17 protein-coding genes and 1 other annotated feature are annotated in these 16,407 nt (G+C 58.1%); of the genes, 11 read left to right on the forward strand and 6 right to left on the reverse strand.

What is annotated here, in order from left to right; all coding sequences use genetic code 11:
* Both AB5Y92_RS16625 and AB5Y92_RS16630 read right to left on the reverse strand, forming a co-directional pair.
* A partial coding sequence (locus AB5Y92_RS16625) for an ATP-dependent DNA helicase (RefSeq protein WP_368227183.1) occupies nt 1-604 on the reverse strand: 604 nt, incomplete at its 3' end.
* Between the two features lie 67 nt (nt 605-671).
* Complete coding sequence (locus tag AB5Y92_RS16630; RefSeq protein WP_123173111.1) at nt 672-917, reverse strand: hypothetical protein; 246 nt, start codon at nt 915-917, stop codon at nt 672-674.
* A 187-nt stretch (nt 918-1,104) separates the two neighbouring features.
* Nucleotides 1,105-1,229, forward strand: a sequence feature (His leader region).
* Between the two features lie 28 nt (nt 1,230-1,257).
* Between AB5Y92_RS16630 and hisG the strand changes: the two genes are divergently transcribed.
* From hisG to hisIE, 8 genes are read left to right on the forward strand one after another with little or no spacing between them, the layout of a single operon-like run.
* Nucleotides 1,258-2,154, forward strand: coding sequence for an ATP phosphoribosyltransferase (gene hisG, locus AB5Y92_RS16635; RefSeq protein ID WP_150997694.1), 897 nt, complete (start codon nt 1,258-1,260; stop codon nt 2,152-2,154).
* Between the two features lie 12 nt (nt 2,155-2,166).
* Nucleotides 2,167-3,492 (forward strand): histidinol dehydrogenase, encoded by a 1,326-nt coding sequence (gene hisD / locus AB5Y92_RS16640; protein WP_368227184.1) that lies wholly within the window; start codon nt 2,167-2,169, stop codon nt 3,490-3,492.
* Nucleotides 3,489-4,559, forward strand: coding sequence for a histidinol-phosphate transaminase (hisC, locus tag AB5Y92_RS16645; protein ID WP_368227185.1), 1,071 nt, complete (start codon nt 3,489-3,491; stop codon nt 4,557-4,559). Before hisD ends, hisC begins: the two co-directional genes overlap by 4 nt.
* Nucleotides 4,560-4,574: 15 nt before the next feature.
* Nucleotides 4,575-5,684, forward strand: coding sequence for a bifunctional histidinol-phosphatase/imidazoleglycerol-phosphate dehydratase HisB (gene hisB, locus AB5Y92_RS16650; protein ID WP_164536786.1), 1,110 nt, complete (start codon nt 4,575-4,577; stop codon nt 5,682-5,684).
* A complete protein-coding gene (hisH, locus tag AB5Y92_RS16655; protein WP_156852745.1) occupies nt 5,684-6,325 on the forward strand; it encodes an imidazole glycerol phosphate synthase subunit HisH in 642 nt (213 codons plus the stop codon). The genes hisB and hisH overlap by 1 nt, the downstream gene beginning before the upstream one ends.
* A complete protein-coding gene (hisA, locus tag AB5Y92_RS16660) occupies nt 6,326-7,087 on the forward strand; it encodes a 1-(5-phosphoribosyl)-5-[(5-phosphoribosylamino)methylideneamino]imidazole-4-carboxamide isomerase (RefSeq protein WP_139462465.1) in 762 nt (253 codons plus the stop codon).
* A complete protein-coding gene (gene hisF, locus AB5Y92_RS16665) occupies nt 7,087-7,860 on the forward strand; it encodes an imidazole glycerol phosphate synthase subunit HisF (RefSeq protein WP_164536785.1) in 774 nt (257 codons plus the stop codon). Before hisA ends, hisF begins: the two co-directional genes overlap by 1 nt.
* Entirely contained in the window at nt 7,853-8,503 is a 651-nt protein-coding gene (gene hisIE / locus AB5Y92_RS16670) for a bifunctional phosphoribosyl-AMP cyclohydrolase/phosphoribosyl-ATP diphosphatase HisIE (protein WP_164536784.1), read from the forward strand. The genes hisF and hisIE overlap by 8 nt, the downstream gene beginning before the upstream one ends.
* Nucleotides 8,504-8,532: 29 nt before the next feature.
* On the opposite strand, the gene AB5Y92_RS16675 is transcribed toward hisIE, so the two are convergent.
* Complete coding sequence (locus AB5Y92_RS16675) at nt 8,533-10,047, reverse strand: P-loop NTPase fold protein (protein WP_368227186.1); 1,515 nt, start codon at nt 10,045-10,047, stop codon at nt 8,533-8,535.
* A 354-nt stretch (nt 10,048-10,401) separates the two neighbouring features.
* Between AB5Y92_RS16675 and AB5Y92_RS16680 the strand changes: the two genes are divergently transcribed.
* A complete protein-coding gene (locus AB5Y92_RS16680) occupies nt 10,402-11,691 on the forward strand; it encodes a diguanylate cyclase (RefSeq protein ID WP_368227187.1) in 1,290 nt (429 codons plus the stop codon).
* Between the two features lie 87 nt (nt 11,692-11,778).
* On the opposite strand, the gene AB5Y92_RS16685 is transcribed toward AB5Y92_RS16680, so the two are convergent.
* Nucleotides 11,779-13,401 carry an acyl-CoA synthetase gene (locus AB5Y92_RS16685; RefSeq protein ID WP_368227188.1) on the reverse strand — a complete coding sequence of 541 codons (1,623 nt, stop codon included), beginning with the start codon at nt 13,399-13,401 and terminating at the stop codon, nt 11,779-11,781.
* Between the two features lie 667 nt (nt 13,402-14,068).
* On the opposite strand from AB5Y92_RS16685, the gene AB5Y92_RS16690 reads away from it, so the two are divergent.
* Entirely contained in the window at nt 14,069-15,088 is a 1,020-nt protein-coding gene (locus tag AB5Y92_RS16690) for a hypothetical protein (protein ID WP_368227189.1), read from the forward strand.
* Nucleotides 15,089-15,150: 62 nt separating this feature from the next.
* On the opposite strand, the gene AB5Y92_RS16695 is transcribed toward AB5Y92_RS16690, so the two are convergent.
* The gene (locus AB5Y92_RS16695; protein ID WP_005345660.1) at nt 15,151-15,339 is read right to left on the reverse strand and encodes a hypothetical protein; all 189 of its coding nucleotides are present in this window, start codon (nt 15,337-15,339) and stop codon (nt 15,151-15,153) included.
* A 246-nt stretch (nt 15,340-15,585) separates the two neighbouring features.
* On the reverse strand, nt 15,586-15,846 hold the full coding sequence (locus AB5Y92_RS16700) for a hypothetical protein (RefSeq protein ID WP_164536780.1): 261 nt from the start codon (nt 15,844-15,846) through the stop codon (nt 15,586-15,588).
* Between AB5Y92_RS16700 and AB5Y92_RS16705 the strand changes: the two genes are divergently transcribed.
* Nucleotides 15,833-16,372 carry a glycine zipper 2TM domain-containing protein gene (locus tag AB5Y92_RS16705; protein ID WP_164536779.1) on the forward strand — a complete coding sequence of 180 codons (540 nt, stop codon included), beginning with the start codon at nt 15,833-15,835 and terminating at the stop codon, nt 16,370-16,372. The genes AB5Y92_RS16700 and AB5Y92_RS16705 overlap by 14 nt on opposite strands.
* Nucleotides 16,373-16,407 lie beyond the last annotated feature (35 nt).

Here is a 16,407-nt window from a genome sequence, read left to right on the forward strand (position 1 = left end):
GGTGGTGGTTGATCACCACCACCTGGGCATCCATGGCGCGGCGTCGGGCCACCACCAGATGGCAATCGTCGTAATAGGGGCAGTCGCGACCGAGACAGTTGTCGTTGGTGCTGGTGACGTGGGCAAGGATCTCGGCGTTCTCCTGCAATCCCGGAATATCCCCCACATCGCCGTTATCGGTGGCGGTGGACCAGGATTTGACCTTCACCAGATCGTTCAGGATTTCAGGCTTTTGCAGATGGGATTCACTCAAGAGCCGATTCATCCGCTCGATGCAGAGATAGTTGCTGCGCCCCTTGAGCAAGGCCACCGGCGGGGTGTAGGAGAGCGCCCCTGTGATGGTCGGGAGATCCCGATAGAAGAGCTGCTCCTGCAGGTTCTTGGAGCCGGTGCTGATCACCACCCGCTTGCCGGATTCCAGCGCAGGTACCAGATAGGCGTAGGTCTTGCCGGTACCGGTCCCCGCCTCCACCAGCAGACGGCCACCACTTTTGATGGCGCGTGCGACCGCTTCAGCCATCTCCAGTTGGGGAGCGCGGGCTTTGAAACCGTCGATATGGCTGGCCAGAGGGCCATCTGGCTTGAACAGGGTCTGGATGGTCAAAAGGGCGTCCCGCAACAAAAGCGGTCATTATGCCAAAAGCGCGGCAAAAGCGGGACAGATAATCTGCCTAGACGAAGAGATCGATCTGATGCTCGGGATCCGGCTTGTGATCACCCTCCTCCGACTTGGGCTGATCACGCTTGGCGGGCGTGCTATACGCCTGCTGGCGCTGCTGGGAGTCACTGTTGTCAGTGCTGGTCTTGCGCAGCTGGTGCTTTTTGCTGATCTGGTTCACTTCCCGCTTGATCTCTTCGCTGCCGGGCGCAGCGGGCGCCCGGGGCAAAATGGGGAACAACAGGTCCTGGCTGGGCATGATGGCGACTCCTGCAAGGGTTATTGTCTAGTTATCGACCAGAAAACCGTTTTCGCCACTTTAATCGATCAAATCACAATTTCGGGTTGCATTTTCTGTCAAGGCAGGTAGTTTAAATCAGGCGTCAATTACGACATCTTATTTTGTAAAGGATTGATTACATGAAGTTCACCACCCTGAAGACTCATCACCACCATCATCATCCCGACTAGTCTTTCAGGAGGTTGACTGCTGGAAGACACTTAACTGGTGACTTCCAAAAGGACCGCAAGATTCATAAACCCTCGGAAGCACCCACTTCCGAGGGTTTTTTCGTTTTTGACTAGAAGGAAATCGAGCAATGGAAACACAACGTCTGCGTATCGCCATGCAAAAGTCCGGTCGTCTGAGCCAGGACTCCCAAGCCCTGTTCAAGAGCTGTGGCCTCAAGATCAACCTGCGCGAGCAGCGCCTTATCGCCCATGTCGAGAACATGCCCATCGATATCCTGCGGGTGCGTGATGATGACATCCCGGGTCTGGTGATGGAAGGGGTGGTCGACCTTGGCATCATCGGCGAAAACGTTCTGGAAGAGGTGCAGCTTATTCGCGCCTCACAGGGCCTGCCATTCGAGGTCAAAACCCTCAAGCAGCTGGACTTTGGTGGCTGCCGCCTCTCGCTGGCGGTGCCGGAAGATGTGACCTATACAGGGCCAGAGAGCCTGGCCGGCAAGCGCATCGCCACCTCCTACCCCGGGCTGCTCAAGCGCTTCTTTGACGACAAGGGGCTCGGCTTCAAGAGCGTGATGCTGGGCGGCTCGGTGGAAGTGGCACCCCGTGCGGGTCTGGCCGATGCCATCTGCGATCTGGTCTCCACCGGCGCGACCCTGGAAGCCAATGGCCTGAAAGAGGTGGAGGTGATCTACCGCTCCAAGGCGGTGCTGGTACAGGCCCCAAACCCCTTGTCCGATGCCAAGCAGAAGCTCATCGACAAACTGCTGCCCCGCATTCAGGGGATGCAGCAGGCCCGCGAGAGCAAATACATCATGCTGCACGCCCCCAAAGACAAGCTCGATGCAATCACCGATCTGCTGCCGGGTGCCGAGCGCCCCACCATCATGCAACTGGCCGGTGACACCAATCAGGTGGCGCTGCACGTCGTCTCCAGCGAGACCCTGTTCTGGGAGACCATGGAGCAGCTCAAGGCCCTCGGTGCCAGCTCCATTCTGGTGCTGCCCATCGAAAAAATGATGGAATAAGGAAGGGACATCATGCAGACCCTGATCTGGAAGACCCTCTCCCCCGCCCAGCAAGCCGACGTGCTGACCCGACCGGCCTTGAGTGACGAGGCCGATATCGGCCTCGTGGTGCGGGATATCATCGCCGCGGTACGCAGCCGTGGCGACGAGGCCTTGCGCGAGCTGAGCTTGCGCTTCGAGCGCGCCCCCCGTGAACAGTTGCGCGTCAGCGAGGCCGAGATTGAAGCCGCCTGTGCGCGGCTGGATGATGAGATAAAAAGCGCCATCGAAGCGGCCATTGCCAATATTCGCACCTTCCACGCTGCGCAAGTGCAGCCGGTGGTGCGAGTCGAGACCCAGCCCGGGGTGGTGTGCGAGCTGCGTACCCAGCCCATCAGTCGGGTCGGCCTCTATGTGCCGGGGGGCAGCGCGCCGCTCCCCTCCACCGTGATGATGCTGGCTATTCCGGCGGCTATCGCCGGTTGCCGTGAAGTGGTGCTCTGCACCCCGTCTCCGGCCAGCGACGAGATCCTGTTTGCCGCCCGCGCCTGCGGGGTCGAGAAGGTGTTCGCCATCGGCGGCGCCCAGGCCATCGCCGCCATGGCGTACGGCACAGAAAGCATTCCCAAGGTGGACAAGATCTTCGGCCCGGGCAACGCCTATGTGACCGAAGCCAAGGGGCAGGTATCCCGCGACTGGCGCGGCGCCGCCATCGATATGCCCGCCGGCCCCTCCGAGGTGCTGGTGATTGCCGACGAGAGCGCCAATCCGGCCTTCGTGGCGGCGGATCTGCTCTCCCAGGCCGAGCACGGCCCCGACAGCCAGGTGGTGCTGGTGACTACCTCGCCCCTGCTAGCCGATGCCATCGCTGGCGAAATCAAGAGCCAGTTGGCCAAGCTGAGCCGCCGCGAGATCGCCGCCCAGGCGCTCGGCAGCAGCTTGGTGATCCTCTGTGACGATCTGGCCGAGGCGTGTGCCATCTCCAACGCCTACGCGCCGGAGCACCTGATTGTGCAGACCCGCGCCCCACGCGAGCTGCTGGACCAGCTTGAGAATGCTGGCTCCATCTTTCTGGGAGCATGGACCCCCGAGTCGGTCGGCGATTACGCCAGCGGCACCAACCACACCCTGCCTACCTATGGCTATGCCCGCACCTGTTCCAGCCTTGGCCTTGCGGATTATCAGCGCCGCTACACGGTGCAGGAGCTGAGCGCCGAAGGTATTCGCGACCTTGGCCCCATTGTCGAGCGCATCGCAGAGGCCGAAGGGCTAGATGGCCACAAAAATGCCGTCACCCTCAGGTTGAACGCCCTGGCCGCCGCGCCCCAACCAACAGCACAGCAGAAGGATTTGTCATGAGCATTGCCAATCTGGCGCGCCGCGTGGTGCGGGCCCTCACCCCTTATCAATCCGCCCGCCGCATCGGCGGCAAGGGCCACGTCTGGCTCAACGCCAACGAGGCGCCGCAGGCCTATCCCTTCACCATCGAGGGGAGCCGCCTCAACCGCTACCCCGAGTGCCAACCGGCCGAGGTGGTGAACGGCTATGCCGCCTACGCCGGGGTCAATCCCGATCAGGTGCTGGTGAGCCGCGGCGCCGATGAGGCCATCGAGCTCTTGATCCGCACCTTCTGCGAAGCGGGTGAAGATCAGATCCTTATCTGCCCACCCACCTACGGCATGTACGCCATCAGCGCCGAGACCTGTGGGGTCGGTATCGTCGAGCAGCCGCTGACCGCCAGCCACCAGCCCGACTGGCCCGCCATCGCCGATCGCCTCAGCGATGTGAAACTGGTGTTTCTCTGCTCCCCCAACAACCCCACCGGGGATCTGGTGGGGCGCGATGGCCTTATCGCCCTGCTGGAGAAGGCGCGGGATCGCGCCATCGTGGTGGTGGACGAGGCCTATATCGAGTTCTGCCCCGAGGCGTCCGTGGTGGACCTGCTGGCCCGCTTCCCCAATCTGGTGGTGACCCGCACCCTCTCCAAGGCTTTTGCCCTGGCGGGGATCCGCTGCGGCTTTACGCTGGCAAGCCTCGAGGTGATCGCCATGCTGGCCAAGGTGATCGCCCCCTATCCCATCCCCGAGCCCATCGCCCAGATCGCGGCGCAGGCCCTCTCCCCCATGGGACTGGAGCTGATGCGCGAGCGAGTGGCAGAGCTCAACAAGCAAAAAGCCGCCTTCAAGGCAGAGCTGGCAAAGCTTGCCTGCGTAAGGGAAGTGTTCGAGGACAAGGGCAACTTCGTGCTGGTGCGCTTTGTGGATGGCGCCACCGTCTTTGCCGCCATGAAGGCCGCCGGCATCATACTGCGGGATTTCTCGACCAAACCCGGCTTGGATAACAGCATTCGCGTCACCATCGGCTATCAGGGCGAGATGGATGCCGTGCTGGCGGTACTGCGTGATATGCCCTCTCCCACTTTGTAAGACAAGGATGTAGCGATGAAGACCCCGTTTTTGTTTATCGACCGCGACGGCACCCTGATTGAAGAGCCGGTGACCGACAAGCAGGTGGATAGCCTCGCCAAGCTGCGCTTCGAGCCCATGGTCATTCCGGTGCTGCGCGAGTTGCAGGCCGCCGGCTACGTGCTGGTGATGGTGACCAATCAGGATGGGCTGGGCACCGCCAGCCTGCCGCTGGAGAACTTCCAGCCACCCCACGACCTGATGATGCACCTGTTTGAATCGCAAGGGGTGAAGTGGGAACAGGTGCTGATCTGCCCCCACTTCCCCACCGACGGCTGCAGCTGCCGCAAGCCTCACCTTGGGCTGGTAAAGGATTATCTCGCCTCCGGTCGCATCGACTTTGCCAACTCCTTCGTGATTGGCGATCGCCAGACCGATCTACAACTGGCCGAGAACATGGGCATTGGCGGTATTCGCTACCACCCGCAGGATCACGACTGGCTCGCCATCCGTGATCAGCTGTTGTCCAAGGGGCGCGTAGCCTCGGTGGAACGCTACACCAAGGAAACCCGTATTCAGGTGGCCCTAGATTTGGACAAGAGCGGCGGCAACCAGATCGCCACCGGCATCGGCTTCTTTGATCACATGCTGGATCAGATTGCGACCCACGCCGGTTTCCAGCTCAAGCTGAACGTCAGCGGCGATCTGCATATCGACGATCACCACACGGTGGAAGACGTCGGACTGGCGCTGGGTCAGGCGCTGCGTCAGGCCCTTGGCAACAAGCGCGGTATCGGCCGCTTCGGCTTTGTGCTGGCGATGGACGAGGTGCAGGCAGTGATCGATGCGCGTCCGCTGACCGAGCAGGAAGTGAGCACAGCACTGGACTTGAGCGGTCGCCCCTACTTCTTGTTTGACTGCCCGAGCGGCTTTGGCCGCGACAAGGTGGGCGAGATGGCCACCGAGATGGTGCCCCACTTCTTCCGCTCGCTGTCGGACGCCATGGCCATCACATTGCAGATGAAGGTGGGCAGCGGCAACACCCACCATCAGGTGGAGGCACTGTTCAAAGGCTTTGGCCGCGCCCTGCGTCAGGCCATCCGGGTGGAAGGGAGCGAGCTTCCCTCCAGCAAGGGAGTGCTGTGATGGATGTGAGCAAGCAGAAGCTGGTCATTATCGATACCGGCTGCGCCAATCTGGCCTCGGTCAGGATGGCGTTCGAGCGCCTCGGCGTACAGCCGCTGGTCTCAAGCCAGGCCGCCGATATCGAGCAGGCGGACAAGCTGATCCTGCCCGGTGTCGGCACTGCGGTGGCCGCCATGAAAAACCTCAATGAACGGGGGCTGGTGCCCCTTATTCGCGCCGCCAAGCAGCCGCTGCTGGGTTTTTGCCTCGGTATGCAGATGCTGGCGGAGGCCTCCGAAGAGAGCATGGGTACGGATGACTCGTCAGAGCAGCTTATCGACTGCCTCGGCATAGTGCCGGGCAAGATCCGGCTGATGGAAGTGGGCAATCTGCGCCTGCCCCACATGGGCTGGAACCAGATTGAGCATGACGAAACCCATCCTCTGCTCAAGGGGATCCCGAGCGGCAGCTACTTCTACTTCGTGCACTCCTACGCGCTGGAGGTGACAGAAGCGACGCTGGCGACCTGCGACTATGGCCAGCCGTTTACCGCCATCGTCGGTGGGGTTGCAGAGCACAGCAACTTCTTCGGCGCCCAATTCCACCCGGAGCGCTCAGGCGCAGCCGGTGCCCGTTTGCTGCAAAATTTTCTGGAGCTTTGAATGATCATTCCCGCAATTGACCTTATCAATGGTCAGGTAGTTCGCCTCTATCAGGGCGACTACGGCCAGAAGACCGAATACAGCAGCAGCCCGCAGGCCCGCTTCGACGAATATGTCTCCCAGGGGGCGGTGCAACTCCATCTGGTGGACCTGGACGGTGCCAAGGATGCCAAGGCGCGCCAGCTGCCCCTGCTGACCCAACTGCTGTCGGCCACCGAAGCACCGGTGCAGGTCGGCGGAGGCGTGCGTACCGAGCAGGATGTGGCAGATCTGCTGGCCGCCGGTGCCAGCCGGGTGGTGATTGGCTCCACCGCCGTCAAATCCCCGGATCTGGTGGCGAGCTGGATGGAGAAATATGGCCCCGAGCAGATCGTGCTGGCGCTGGACGTCAATATCGATGAGCAGGGCAATCGCCATATCGCGGTGGCAGGCTGGCAGGAGAACAGCGGCGTGACCATCGAGGCGCTGATCGAGCGCTTCCTCCCCGCCGGGCTCAAGCATGTGCTCTGCACCGACATCAGCCGTGACGGCACCCTGGCTGGCACCAACGTCGAGCTTTATCGTGATCTCTGCGCCCGCTACCCGAGCGTCGCCTTTCAGGCCTCCGGCGGCATTGGCGGCATCGCGGATATCGAGGCGCTCAAGGGCTCCGGCGTCAAGGGGATCATCCTTGGCCGCGCTCTGCTGGAGGGCAAATTCTCGGTGGGTGACGCCATCGCCTGCTGGCAAGCTCCCGCTGCCGACACCACAGGAGGCAACTGATGCTGGCAAGACGCATTATCCCCTGCCTAGACGTGAAGGATGGCGTGGTGGTCAAAGGGGTGCAGTTTCGCAACCACGAGGTGATGGGCGGCATTGTCGAGCTGGCGCGCCGCTACGCCGAGGAAGGCGCTGACGAGCTGGTGTTCTATGACATCACCGCCTCCAGCGATGCCCGGGTAGTGGACAAGAGCTGGGTGAGCCGGGTGGCGGAGGTGATAGATATCCCCTTCTGCGTCGCCGGTGGCATCAAAAGCGTGGAGGATGCCCGCCAGATCCTCGAATTTGGCGCCGACAAGGTCTCCATCAACTCTCCGGCCCTTGCCGACCCGACCCTGATCAGCCGATTGGCCGAGCGCTTTGGCGTGCAGTGCGTGGTGGTGGGCATTGACTCCTACTTTGACGCCGAAACGGGCCACTATCAGGTCAAACAGTTTACCGGTGACGAGAGTCGCACCCGCACCACCGCCTGGCACACTCTCGACTGGGTGCAGGAGGTGCAAAAACGCGGCGCGGGTGAAATCGTGCTGAACGTGATGAATCAGGACGGCATGCGTCAGGGTTATGATCTCGACCAGCTCAAGCTGGTGCGCAGCGTCTGCAAGGTGCCGCTGATTGCCTCCGGCGGCGCCGGAGCCATGGCACACTTTCGCGATGCCTTCACCCTCGCCGATGTGGACGGGGCGCTGGCCGCCTCTGTGTTCCACAAGGGCCTTATCCCCATTTCCGAATTGAAACGCTGGCTGAAAACCGAAGGAGTCGCCATCCGTGAATAACTTCTCTGATAACACACAAACAACCGCCAGCACGCGCCCCCTTGCCGAGCAGCTCGACTGGGAAAAGTGTGATGGCATGATCCCCGCCATCGTCCAGCATGCCGCTAGCGGCGAGGTGCTGATGCAGGGCTTTATGACCCGTGAAGCGCTGGAAAAGACCCAGACTACCGGTCAGGTCACCTTCTTTAGCCGCAGCAAACAGCGGCTCTGGACCAAGGGTGAAAGCTCGGGCAATGTGCTCCAACTCGTGGCCATCAGCACCGACTGCGATCAGGACTCCCTGCTGATTGCCGCCAACCCCGTCGGCCCCACCTGCCACAAAGGGACAACCTCCTGCTTCCATGGTCACCCGCTGCCACCCCTCGGTTTTCTGGCAGAGCTGGAGCAGGTGCTGGCCGCCCGCAAAGGGGCCGATCCGGCCACCAGCTACACCGCCAGCCTCTACGGCAAAGGGACCAAGCGTATCGCCCAGAAGGTTGGTGAGGAAGGTGTCGAAGTGGCGCTGGCCGCCATGGCCAAGGATCGGGAGGAGCTCATTAACGAATCCGCCGATCTGCTCTATCACCTGACCGTACTGCTGCAAAACGAAGGGTTGGGATTACAGGATGTCGTTCAGCGGCTTTATGAGCGGCATAATAAATAAGTTGATAATAAAGCCGGGATCTCCCGGCTTTATTTAAGATGGACAGCCAACTCTACTAAATTTTTATATGTTATTAGATGAAGCTCCAATTGCGACAACTCTTTTTCTGCCAAAATTGAATTCTCCTCTATAGTTAACTCCCGAACCCTATTAGAAAATTCTTTCATCAATTTTATAAGTGAGGTCGAGTGATTATAACTTGAGTTTGGTCTTAACATGTTTTGGTATGAAGCAGATAAAATATGCCTTAAAGAAATAGTATACTCTTTATCTTCAAAGTGATTTGTATACAACCCATCATTTATTATTTTAATCTGTTCACCCATAGAACTTTTTACCTTTATCAGGCATGAGAAATTTTGGTCCTCATACTCATTTATTAGGTCAGTAAACCCTTTTACTTTTGGAATGCCATGTGCTGTAGACATTTTACCATCTGCTACAGCGCGATAATCTCCATTGTTTTTCTCGCATAGAGAGAACAGGTAAACAAGAAAAATCAGATTTAATGTGCGACCTTGGTAATTTACGATGGACGCGATCGTTCGATCCAACACTTGCTCTGTTTTTCTTAAGCTCAATGAAAAATGATCACAAACAGCAGTTAATACATTTACCAACGCTTTGCTATTAGTGATCTCAGGCCATACATTGATATACTCAAAATGCAATTTTTTATCTACAACTGCCTGCTTAATAAACTCTCGCCGAGAGATACTGCCTAACGTAAATCGTCTATGAAAAAATCGTCCAAGATAGCTTTCTGCATCAAAACCATCGCCATAAATGACCTTGATAGCATGTTGCAACTGCTCTGTATCTGTTGCCAGTACAAACACCACCCCGGTAATATCAAAAATATGTTTGATGGTCTCCAGCATTTCGACAGCATAAGAGGGACGACAACGATCCAGTTCATCAATCAAGATAAAGGCGGGATAATCCAGATCGCCCTTACCTAAAGTAACAGCCCCTTCCACCCATTGCCTTATCTCATTTTTAAGATACTGAATAGATTCATAACGCTCTTTCTGATTGCTACATAAGGCATCGACCAGATGATTAGCATCATCCCCTTCCAGAGAAAAATCATCTTCTTCCAATCCAGCCTTCTTAATGGCCGCTTTCAATGCCAGTTTTCCACCGACCTTAAATAATCCAAGAAGCCGCTGACGCATCCCTTCTGGAATCGGGTTTTCTTTTCCCGCAATCATTTTTAACTGGTCGATAATCGACGAAATAACCGTCAATAAAGGATCATCGGAAAAGTCCTGTTGCCAGGCATCGATATAGACGGTGGGATAGTGCGCTTTCAGCTCCATATACCAGCGCTTGATAAACCAGGTTTTACCCGCGCCCCACTCGGCATTGAGGTTAAGCACATAGTTGCGCTGCTTGCCTTCGGCGGCCAGGTATTTGGTTAGAAATTCGGCATAGCGGGCGCGATCCAGCCGGTCGGCACTCAAGATCTCTTCGCTACCCGCAATGGCCCCCGGCCCGTCCCACTGAACTGCGTCATCCCAATTAAACGGTGCCACTGCCATCTCGTATCTCTCCATATTGCGTTGCTGAGGATGATATCAGGGGCACAGTGAAAATAGTTTGATTAAAGACCTGTTTGTTGCCCTTTCTGCCGCTCGGAGTGGCGCATTTGATTGCCGGGTAATTTCTCTGCTGCTGGCCCACGATGCCGGGCCGATATGAGTGGGACGGTTATCTGCATAGCCACGGACTCAGTTGATTTCCTTTGACCACACCAACGATGACAATCGTGTGACATGGCGCAGAACCTGCGGAAATAAACGCGAAATATGGCCTGTGAAGTGCTTAATTTAAACAGTTGGTACATATATTAGCGCTGTATACAACGACGCCCTTAACCAAGGATGGTTAACTCCATGAAGGATGAACCCTTCTCTGTCCAGTTACAGCATGAGCTGGATCACCTCAAAGCCATCTTCAACGAGACGGACGCCTACATGTTCACCAAGGATCTGGCGGGCCGTTACACCTATGCCAATCAGGCGGTGCTGGATCTCTTTGGCTGCACCCTCACCGAGTTGCAGGGACAGGATGATCAGGCTTTTTTTGATCTCGAATTCTCGGATGCGATTCAGCGCAACGATCAACTGGTACTGGAGCAGCAGCTTGCCCTCGCCCAGGAGGAGGTCAACTACCTCAAAACCACCGGGGAAAAGCGCTACTACTGGACTGTCAAAAAGCCCATGTATGACAGGGATGGCAACCTGATCGGCCTATGCGGTATCTCCACCGATATCACCGAACACAAGCTGATCGAGGCGCGGCTGGCGGAGCAGCATCAGCTGCTGGAGATCATCCTTGCCAATGTGGATGCCCATATCTATATGAAGGACAGCAAGCACCGCTTTCTCTACGTCAACCAAAAGGTCGCCGATCTGCTAGGCCTTCCTGCCGAGCAGATCATCAACCGACGCGATGACGAGGTGATACCCGCGGCCAGCGCCTGCCAGCTGTGGCGACTGGACAACCGGGTATTCGAAACTGGCGAGCTGCAAGCCGGGGAAGAGATGTTGACCGATCCCGAAGGCAATCAGCACTACTACTGGTCGGTCAAGGTGCCCTTTCTGCTGGGGGATGGCACCCCCACCCTGATCGGTATCTCCTCAGATATCACCGAACTGCACCAGCTCAAGGAGCAGCTGCACCAACAGTCAGTGCGCGATGGCCTCACCGGTCTCTACAACCGCCGTTTCTTTTTCGAACTGTGCGAGAAGAACCTCAGTCTGGACATGCGCCACCACCTTACCTCGGTGCTGATGGTGCTGGATGTGGATCAGTTCAAGTGCATCAACGATCGCTTCGGCCATCCCCTTGGGGATAGCGCGCTGATGCATCTAGGCAGGGTGATGCAATCAGTGCTGCGCAGCGAAGATGTATTGGCCCGCATCGGCGGTGACGAGTTTGCCATCTTGCTACCCAACACCACCCTCTCGGCCGCCGCATCTCTGGCCGAGCGGCTGCGCCTGCAGGTGATGCAAAGCCCGCTGCCCCTGCCCGATGGGGATAAGCTGGTCATCACCATCAGCGCCGGATTGGTGGAAAATGGCGAAGGGGAGCTGATGGAGAGCCTCTACGCCCGCGCCGACCAGATGCTCTATCAGGCCAAACAAAACGGCCGCAACTGCGTCGCCTGCAAGACCCCCTAGCCACACAATGGGAGGGCCAGCAGCCCTCCATGCTCCCTCGTTTCTCCCTTCTATGAAAGTCTGTGCTGGTTCCTTACGAACAGGCGGCTACCCCAGCTGTTTGCGCAGCACGAATTTTTGCACCTTGCCGGTCGAGGTCTTGGGCAACGGGGTGAAGATGATGCGTTTGGGGGCCTTGAAGTGGGCCATCTGCTCCCGGCAAAAGGCGATCAACTCCGCCTGGGTGGTCTCTCGCCCCTCTTTCAGTTTGACGAAGGCGCAGGGCACCTCTCCCCACTTCTCATCGGGCATGGCGATCACCGCCGCTTCGTCCACATCGGGATGGCGATAGAGCACATCTTCCACCTCCAGACTGGAGATATTCTCCCCGCCGGAGATGATGATGTCCTTGGATCTGTCCTTGATCTCCACATAACCATCCGGGTGCCATACCGCCAGATCGCCACTGCGAAACCACCCCTCCGCCATCGCCTCGGCGCTGGCCGCCGGATTTTTTAGATAGCCCTTCATCACCACATTACCGCGCAGCACTATCTCCCCCATGGTTTTGCCATCCTTGGCCACCGGCTCGCCACTGACCGGATTGATAACCCGCATCTCCCCCTGCAGAGGCGACGCAACCCCCTGGCGCGCCTTGAGGCGGGAGAGCGCCGTGGCATCCTGCCCTTGCCAGCTTCTTTGCGGCTCGCACAACACGCAGGGGCCATAGGTTTCGGTCAGGCCATAGACGTGGGTCACGGCGATCCCAATCGCTTCCATACCGGCGATCACGGTGGCGGGCGGCGCAGCGCCGGCGGTCATCACCTTGATGGGGTGATCCAGCCCCCGCTTGAGTGCCGGATCGGCATTGTTGAGCATATTGAGCACGATGGGCGCCGCGCAGAAGTGGCTCACCTTGTGCTCGTGCAGCGCCTCATAAATGGCGGCGGCCTGCACATGCCGCAGGCAGACGCTCACCCCGGCGGTGGCCGCCAGCGTCCAGGGGAAACACCAGCCGTTGCAGTGAAACATCGGCAAGGTCCAGAGATAGACGGGATGTTTGGGTAGCTCCCAGGAGAGCACGTTGTTGATGGCGTTGAGGTGGGCGCCGCGATGGTGATAGACCACCCCCTTGGGGTTGCCGGTGGTGCCGGAGGTGTAGTTAAGGGAGATCGCCTGCCACTCATCCTCTGGCAACCAGCCGGGCTCATCGCCGTTACCAGTGGCAATAAAGGCCTCATAGTCAAGGTCACTGATAAGCGCCCCTTCCCGGTAGAGGGGATCGTCGATGGCGATGACCAGCGGTTGGCGCTCCAGCAGATCCAGCGCTTTGCGCACCACAGGGCCAAACTCCCTGTCTACCAGCACCACCTTGCTCTGGGCATGCTGAAAGATAAAAGCCATCGACTCGGCATCGAGCCGGGTATTGATGGTGTTGAGCACGGCGCCGCTCATGGGCACCCCGAAGTGTGCTTCAAACATCGCCGGGATATTGGGCGCAACGATGGAGACGGTATCCCCCTCCCCGATACCGCGAAGCCGCAGGGCCGAGGCAAGCTGGCGGCAACGGCGGGCAGTCTCGCCCCAGCTCTGGCGCAGCGGGCCGTGGATCAGCGCCGGATAGTCGGGATAGACCCGCTCCGCCCGCCCCAAAAAGCTGATGGGGGTCAGGGCCTCGAAATTGGCGGCGGTTTTGGCAAGGTCACGCTCATAGATGTTCTGCACTGGCATTGGGTTCCTTCCTCACAGGTGGCACAAAACGGGCTGTTCCGGGATGATTCAGAGGCCAGGAGGCGACATGGGCATCCTGCCCGTCACTGGTCTCTTATGGGGATGACAGCCTAACAGCGAGCCTGCAGCGGCAGGTATTAGCAAAACGTCTTAGACAGGGGCAGCCTGCTGCCAACAGGGGCCCCTGTTTTCGTTGCAAAAAAAATATTTCATTACGGGAAAGCGTGCCATTTTTTTCACAAGCTGTTTTTGGCGAATAGCGAAAAATGACGATAACGGAATATTATTCCGTCAAAGCTGCTTTATATGTCATTTCATTCATCTCGGCACGCACTATTTTCATGACCTTTATTTAAGGTAAACCGCATAAAACGAGAGCTGAAATAGTTATTGCATAACAACTTTTATTTCATATCAGCTGTTAAATCCATGGAAAATAAATTTTGTGAGCCATCCCATAAAGCGAGCATGGTGAGATGTTCATCAAGCCGCGCACGGGTTACGGTTACAACGTGAAACAATCTACCGAATGTTCAGTATCAGGCCAGATTTCTCGCCAATCACTACGCAATCCACAGTGAATTTGCGTACCTTGGATGTATGACGCAGAAACCCTATCGACCCGATATTCCGCCGAGCCCAAACCTGCTTTATCAAGGAGCATTTTATGTGTGCCGTGCCGAATACCACACCACGCAGACAATTCCCTACTGCATTTACCATTCTGTTTCTTATTATGTTGCTGGCCATTGCGCTGACCTGGATAATTCCGGCGGGCGCCTATGCAAAACTCTCTTATAATCCGGCCAGTGAAAGCCTGATGGTCAATAGCCCACAGGGGGAAATAAGCCGACTTCCCGCAACCCAGGATGCCCTGGCAAAACTCAATATCAATATTGCGGTAGAGCAATTTACCAACGGCACCATCCGCAAGCCCATCGCCATTCCCGGCACCTATGCACGGCTGGAGCAAGCGCCCAAGGGGCTCGGTGACGTGGCAGTCAGCATGGTCAAGGGCACCATAGAGGGGGCGGATATCATCGTCTTTATTCTGGTGCTCGGGGGGCTGATCGGCGTCATCAACAAGACAGGTGCCTTCAGTGCAGGGCTGGTGGCGTTGTCGCGCAAGACCCGGGGCAACGAGTTCCTGTTTGTGGCGCTGGTCTGCTTCGTAATGGCGCTGGGAGGCACCACCTGCGGACTGGAGGAAGAGGCGGTCGAAGCCTTTACTCAGGGGGCATCAGAACTGGTGGCCGTCTCCCTCATCATCGGGCTGGCACGGGGGGTCAATCTGGTGCTGGATCAGGGGATGATCTCGGACACCATTCTGGCCTACGCCTCCGATCTGGTCTCCGGCATGCACGGCGCCGTGTTCGCGGTGGCGCAGATGCTGGTGTTCACCCTGCTGGGGCTGGTGGTGCCCTCCTCCTCGGGGCTCGCGGTGCTCTCCATGCCCATCATGGCGCCGCTGGCAGATACCGTGATGATCCCCCGCTATATCGTGGTGTCGGCCTACAACTGGGGCCAATACGCCATGCTGTTCCTGGCCCCCACCGGACTGGTGCTGGTCACCCTGCAGATGCTCGGCATCCAGTTCAACAAGTGGGTCAAGTTCGTGCTGCCCATGGAGGGTTTTGTGCTAGGATTTGGCGCCCTGATGCTGGTGGTGCAAGTGATGTTGGCCTGATGGGCCTGTGATACATGAGTGACAACACCCCGAGCCTGGCGCGGGGTGTTCTTTTGTCAGTCTTAGTGGCGCACCCGCCCCTGCTGGCGGAAGCAGTAGAGTTTAAGGCTGATGTCGGCGATATCGGCGGGAAGCTCCTCTCCCTGCTCAGCCAGGGGCCGGTAGAGGGATGAGAGCAGACGTTCGGCCTGCTGCACCGTGATGATGTTGGCCTGGATGGCCGGGGTGATCCAGCTGGGTAACATTGACATATCTCCCCCTCGTTGATCCGGTGATCTCGGGTGAACGTCTTCATTTCAGGTCTTACGCAGTTGTCTGCCGACCCGCTCACCCTCTGCTTCACCTAATCAAAGCAAAATGCTTGCCGTGATCTCTTATCGGCCAACATCCGATGGGGCTGGAGCCATTTATCAACTACTTGCGTGGCCATCTCAACGAACAGAGCCCTTGTTCAAGACCTCCCTTGACCTGCACCCGTCAGCACTCTGGCATTCTGCTCACCGCCCGCCTTGCAAATTGCGACTCGAATTGCTCCTTATCACATTGGCAAAGCCCGCCATGCGCCGGAAACCGGTCACTTTTAGTCCGTTGTCGCCAAAGCCAGACACTTTTTCATGGTGGCTGTTTTTTGACCTTGCCAGCGCCTGTCGCAGGCCCATCCCCCGCGCCTTGTCCGGCCAACCGGTTATGACAAGATGGCGCCAGATTGGAACAGCCCGTATGGGTATGTAGGAGAACAACAAGATGAACAGATCCATGATGGCAGGTATCGGTATTGGCATCGCCTCGGCCCTGGCACTCTCGGCGGCGGCCAGCGGCTCCCTCTTTACACCCCAACCCACCTTTGCCGAGGTGATCGCCAGCAAGCCGATCACCGAGACCATCAAGACTCCCCGACAGGAGTGTCGCAACGTCACCGTGACCCACCGCAAGCCGGTACAGGATGAGCACAAGATCCTCGGCACCGTGGTGGGCGCAGCACTAGGCGGCGTGGTCGGCCACCAGTTTGGCGGTGGCAGCGGCAAGAAGGTTGCGACAGCCGCCGGAGCGGTTGCGGGTGGCTACGCCGGCAATCAGGTGCAGGGCAATATGCAGGCGAGCGACACCTATACCACCACCGAGCAGCGCTGCAAAACCGTGCAGGATACGAGCGTCAACACCATTGGTTATGACGTGACCTATCGCCTCGCAGGTCAGGAGGGGGTGATCCGCATGAAGCAAGCCCCGGGCGCCACCATTCCGGTCAAGGATGGCAAATTGGTGATCGACCAGCCAAAAGTGTGATGTCTCCTGGTCCTACTCAGCAGCAGGCCCGCCTC

The organism is Aeromonas sp. R1-1, from assembly GCF_040908495.1.
GTDB classification, from domain to species: Bacteria; Pseudomonadota; Gammaproteobacteria; order Enterobacterales; family Aeromonadaceae; genus Aeromonas; species Aeromonas veronii.

What these genes read in the sequence shown, in the direction of transcription:
- AB5Y92_RS16630 (WP_123173111.1), bottom strand. Translation starts at nt 917, where the DNA reads ATGCCCAGCCAGGACCTGTTGTTCCCCATTTTGCCCCGGGCGCCCGCT.
- hisG (WP_150997694.1), top strand. Translation starts at nt 1,258, where the DNA reads ATGGAAACACAACGTCTGCGTATCGCCATGCAAAAGTCCGGTCGTCTG.
- hisD (WP_368227184.1), top strand. Translation starts at nt 2,167, where the DNA reads ATGCAGACCCTGATCTGGAAGACCCTCTCCCCCGCCCAGCAAGCCGAC.
- hisC (WP_368227185.1), top strand. Translation starts at nt 3,489, where the DNA reads ATGAGCATTGCCAATCTGGCGCGCCGCGTGGTGCGGGCCCTCACCCCT.
- hisB (WP_164536786.1), top strand. Translation starts at nt 4,575, where the DNA reads ATGAAGACCCCGTTTTTGTTTATCGACCGCGACGGCACCCTGATTGAA.
- hisH (WP_156852745.1), top strand. Translation starts at nt 5,684, where the DNA reads ATGGATGTGAGCAAGCAGAAGCTGGTCATTATCGATACCGGCTGCGCC.
- hisA (WP_139462465.1), top strand. Translation starts at nt 6,326, where the DNA reads ATGATCATTCCCGCAATTGACCTTATCAATGGTCAGGTAGTTCGCCTC.
- hisF (WP_164536785.1), top strand. Translation starts at nt 7,087, where the DNA reads ATGCTGGCAAGACGCATTATCCCCTGCCTAGACGTGAAGGATGGCGTG.
- AB5Y92_RS16675 (WP_368227186.1), bottom strand. Translation starts at nt 10,047, where the DNA reads ATGGCAGTGGCACCGTTTAATTGGGATGACGCAGTTCAGTGGGACGGG.
- AB5Y92_RS16680 (WP_368227187.1), top strand. Translation starts at nt 10,402, where the DNA reads ATGAAGGATGAACCCTTCTCTGTCCAGTTACAGCATGAGCTGGATCAC.
- AB5Y92_RS16685 (WP_368227188.1), bottom strand. Translation starts at nt 13,401, where the DNA reads ATGCCAGTGCAGAACATCTATGAGCGTGACCTTGCCAAAACCGCCGCC.
- AB5Y92_RS16690 (WP_368227189.1), top strand. Translation starts at nt 14,069, where the DNA reads ATGTGTGCCGTGCCGAATACCACACCACGCAGACAATTCCCTACTGCA.
- AB5Y92_RS16695 (WP_005345660.1), bottom strand. Translation starts at nt 15,339, where the DNA reads ATGTCAATGTTACCCAGCTGGATCACCCCGGCCATCCAGGCCAACATC.
- AB5Y92_RS16705 (WP_164536779.1), top strand. Translation starts at nt 15,833, where the DNA reads ATGAACAGATCCATGATGGCAGGTATCGGTATTGGCATCGCCTCGGCC.
- AB5Y92_RS16700 (WP_164536780.1), bottom strand. Translation starts at nt 15,846, where the DNA reads ATGGATCTGTTCATCTTGTTGTTCTCCTACATACCCATACGGGCTGTT.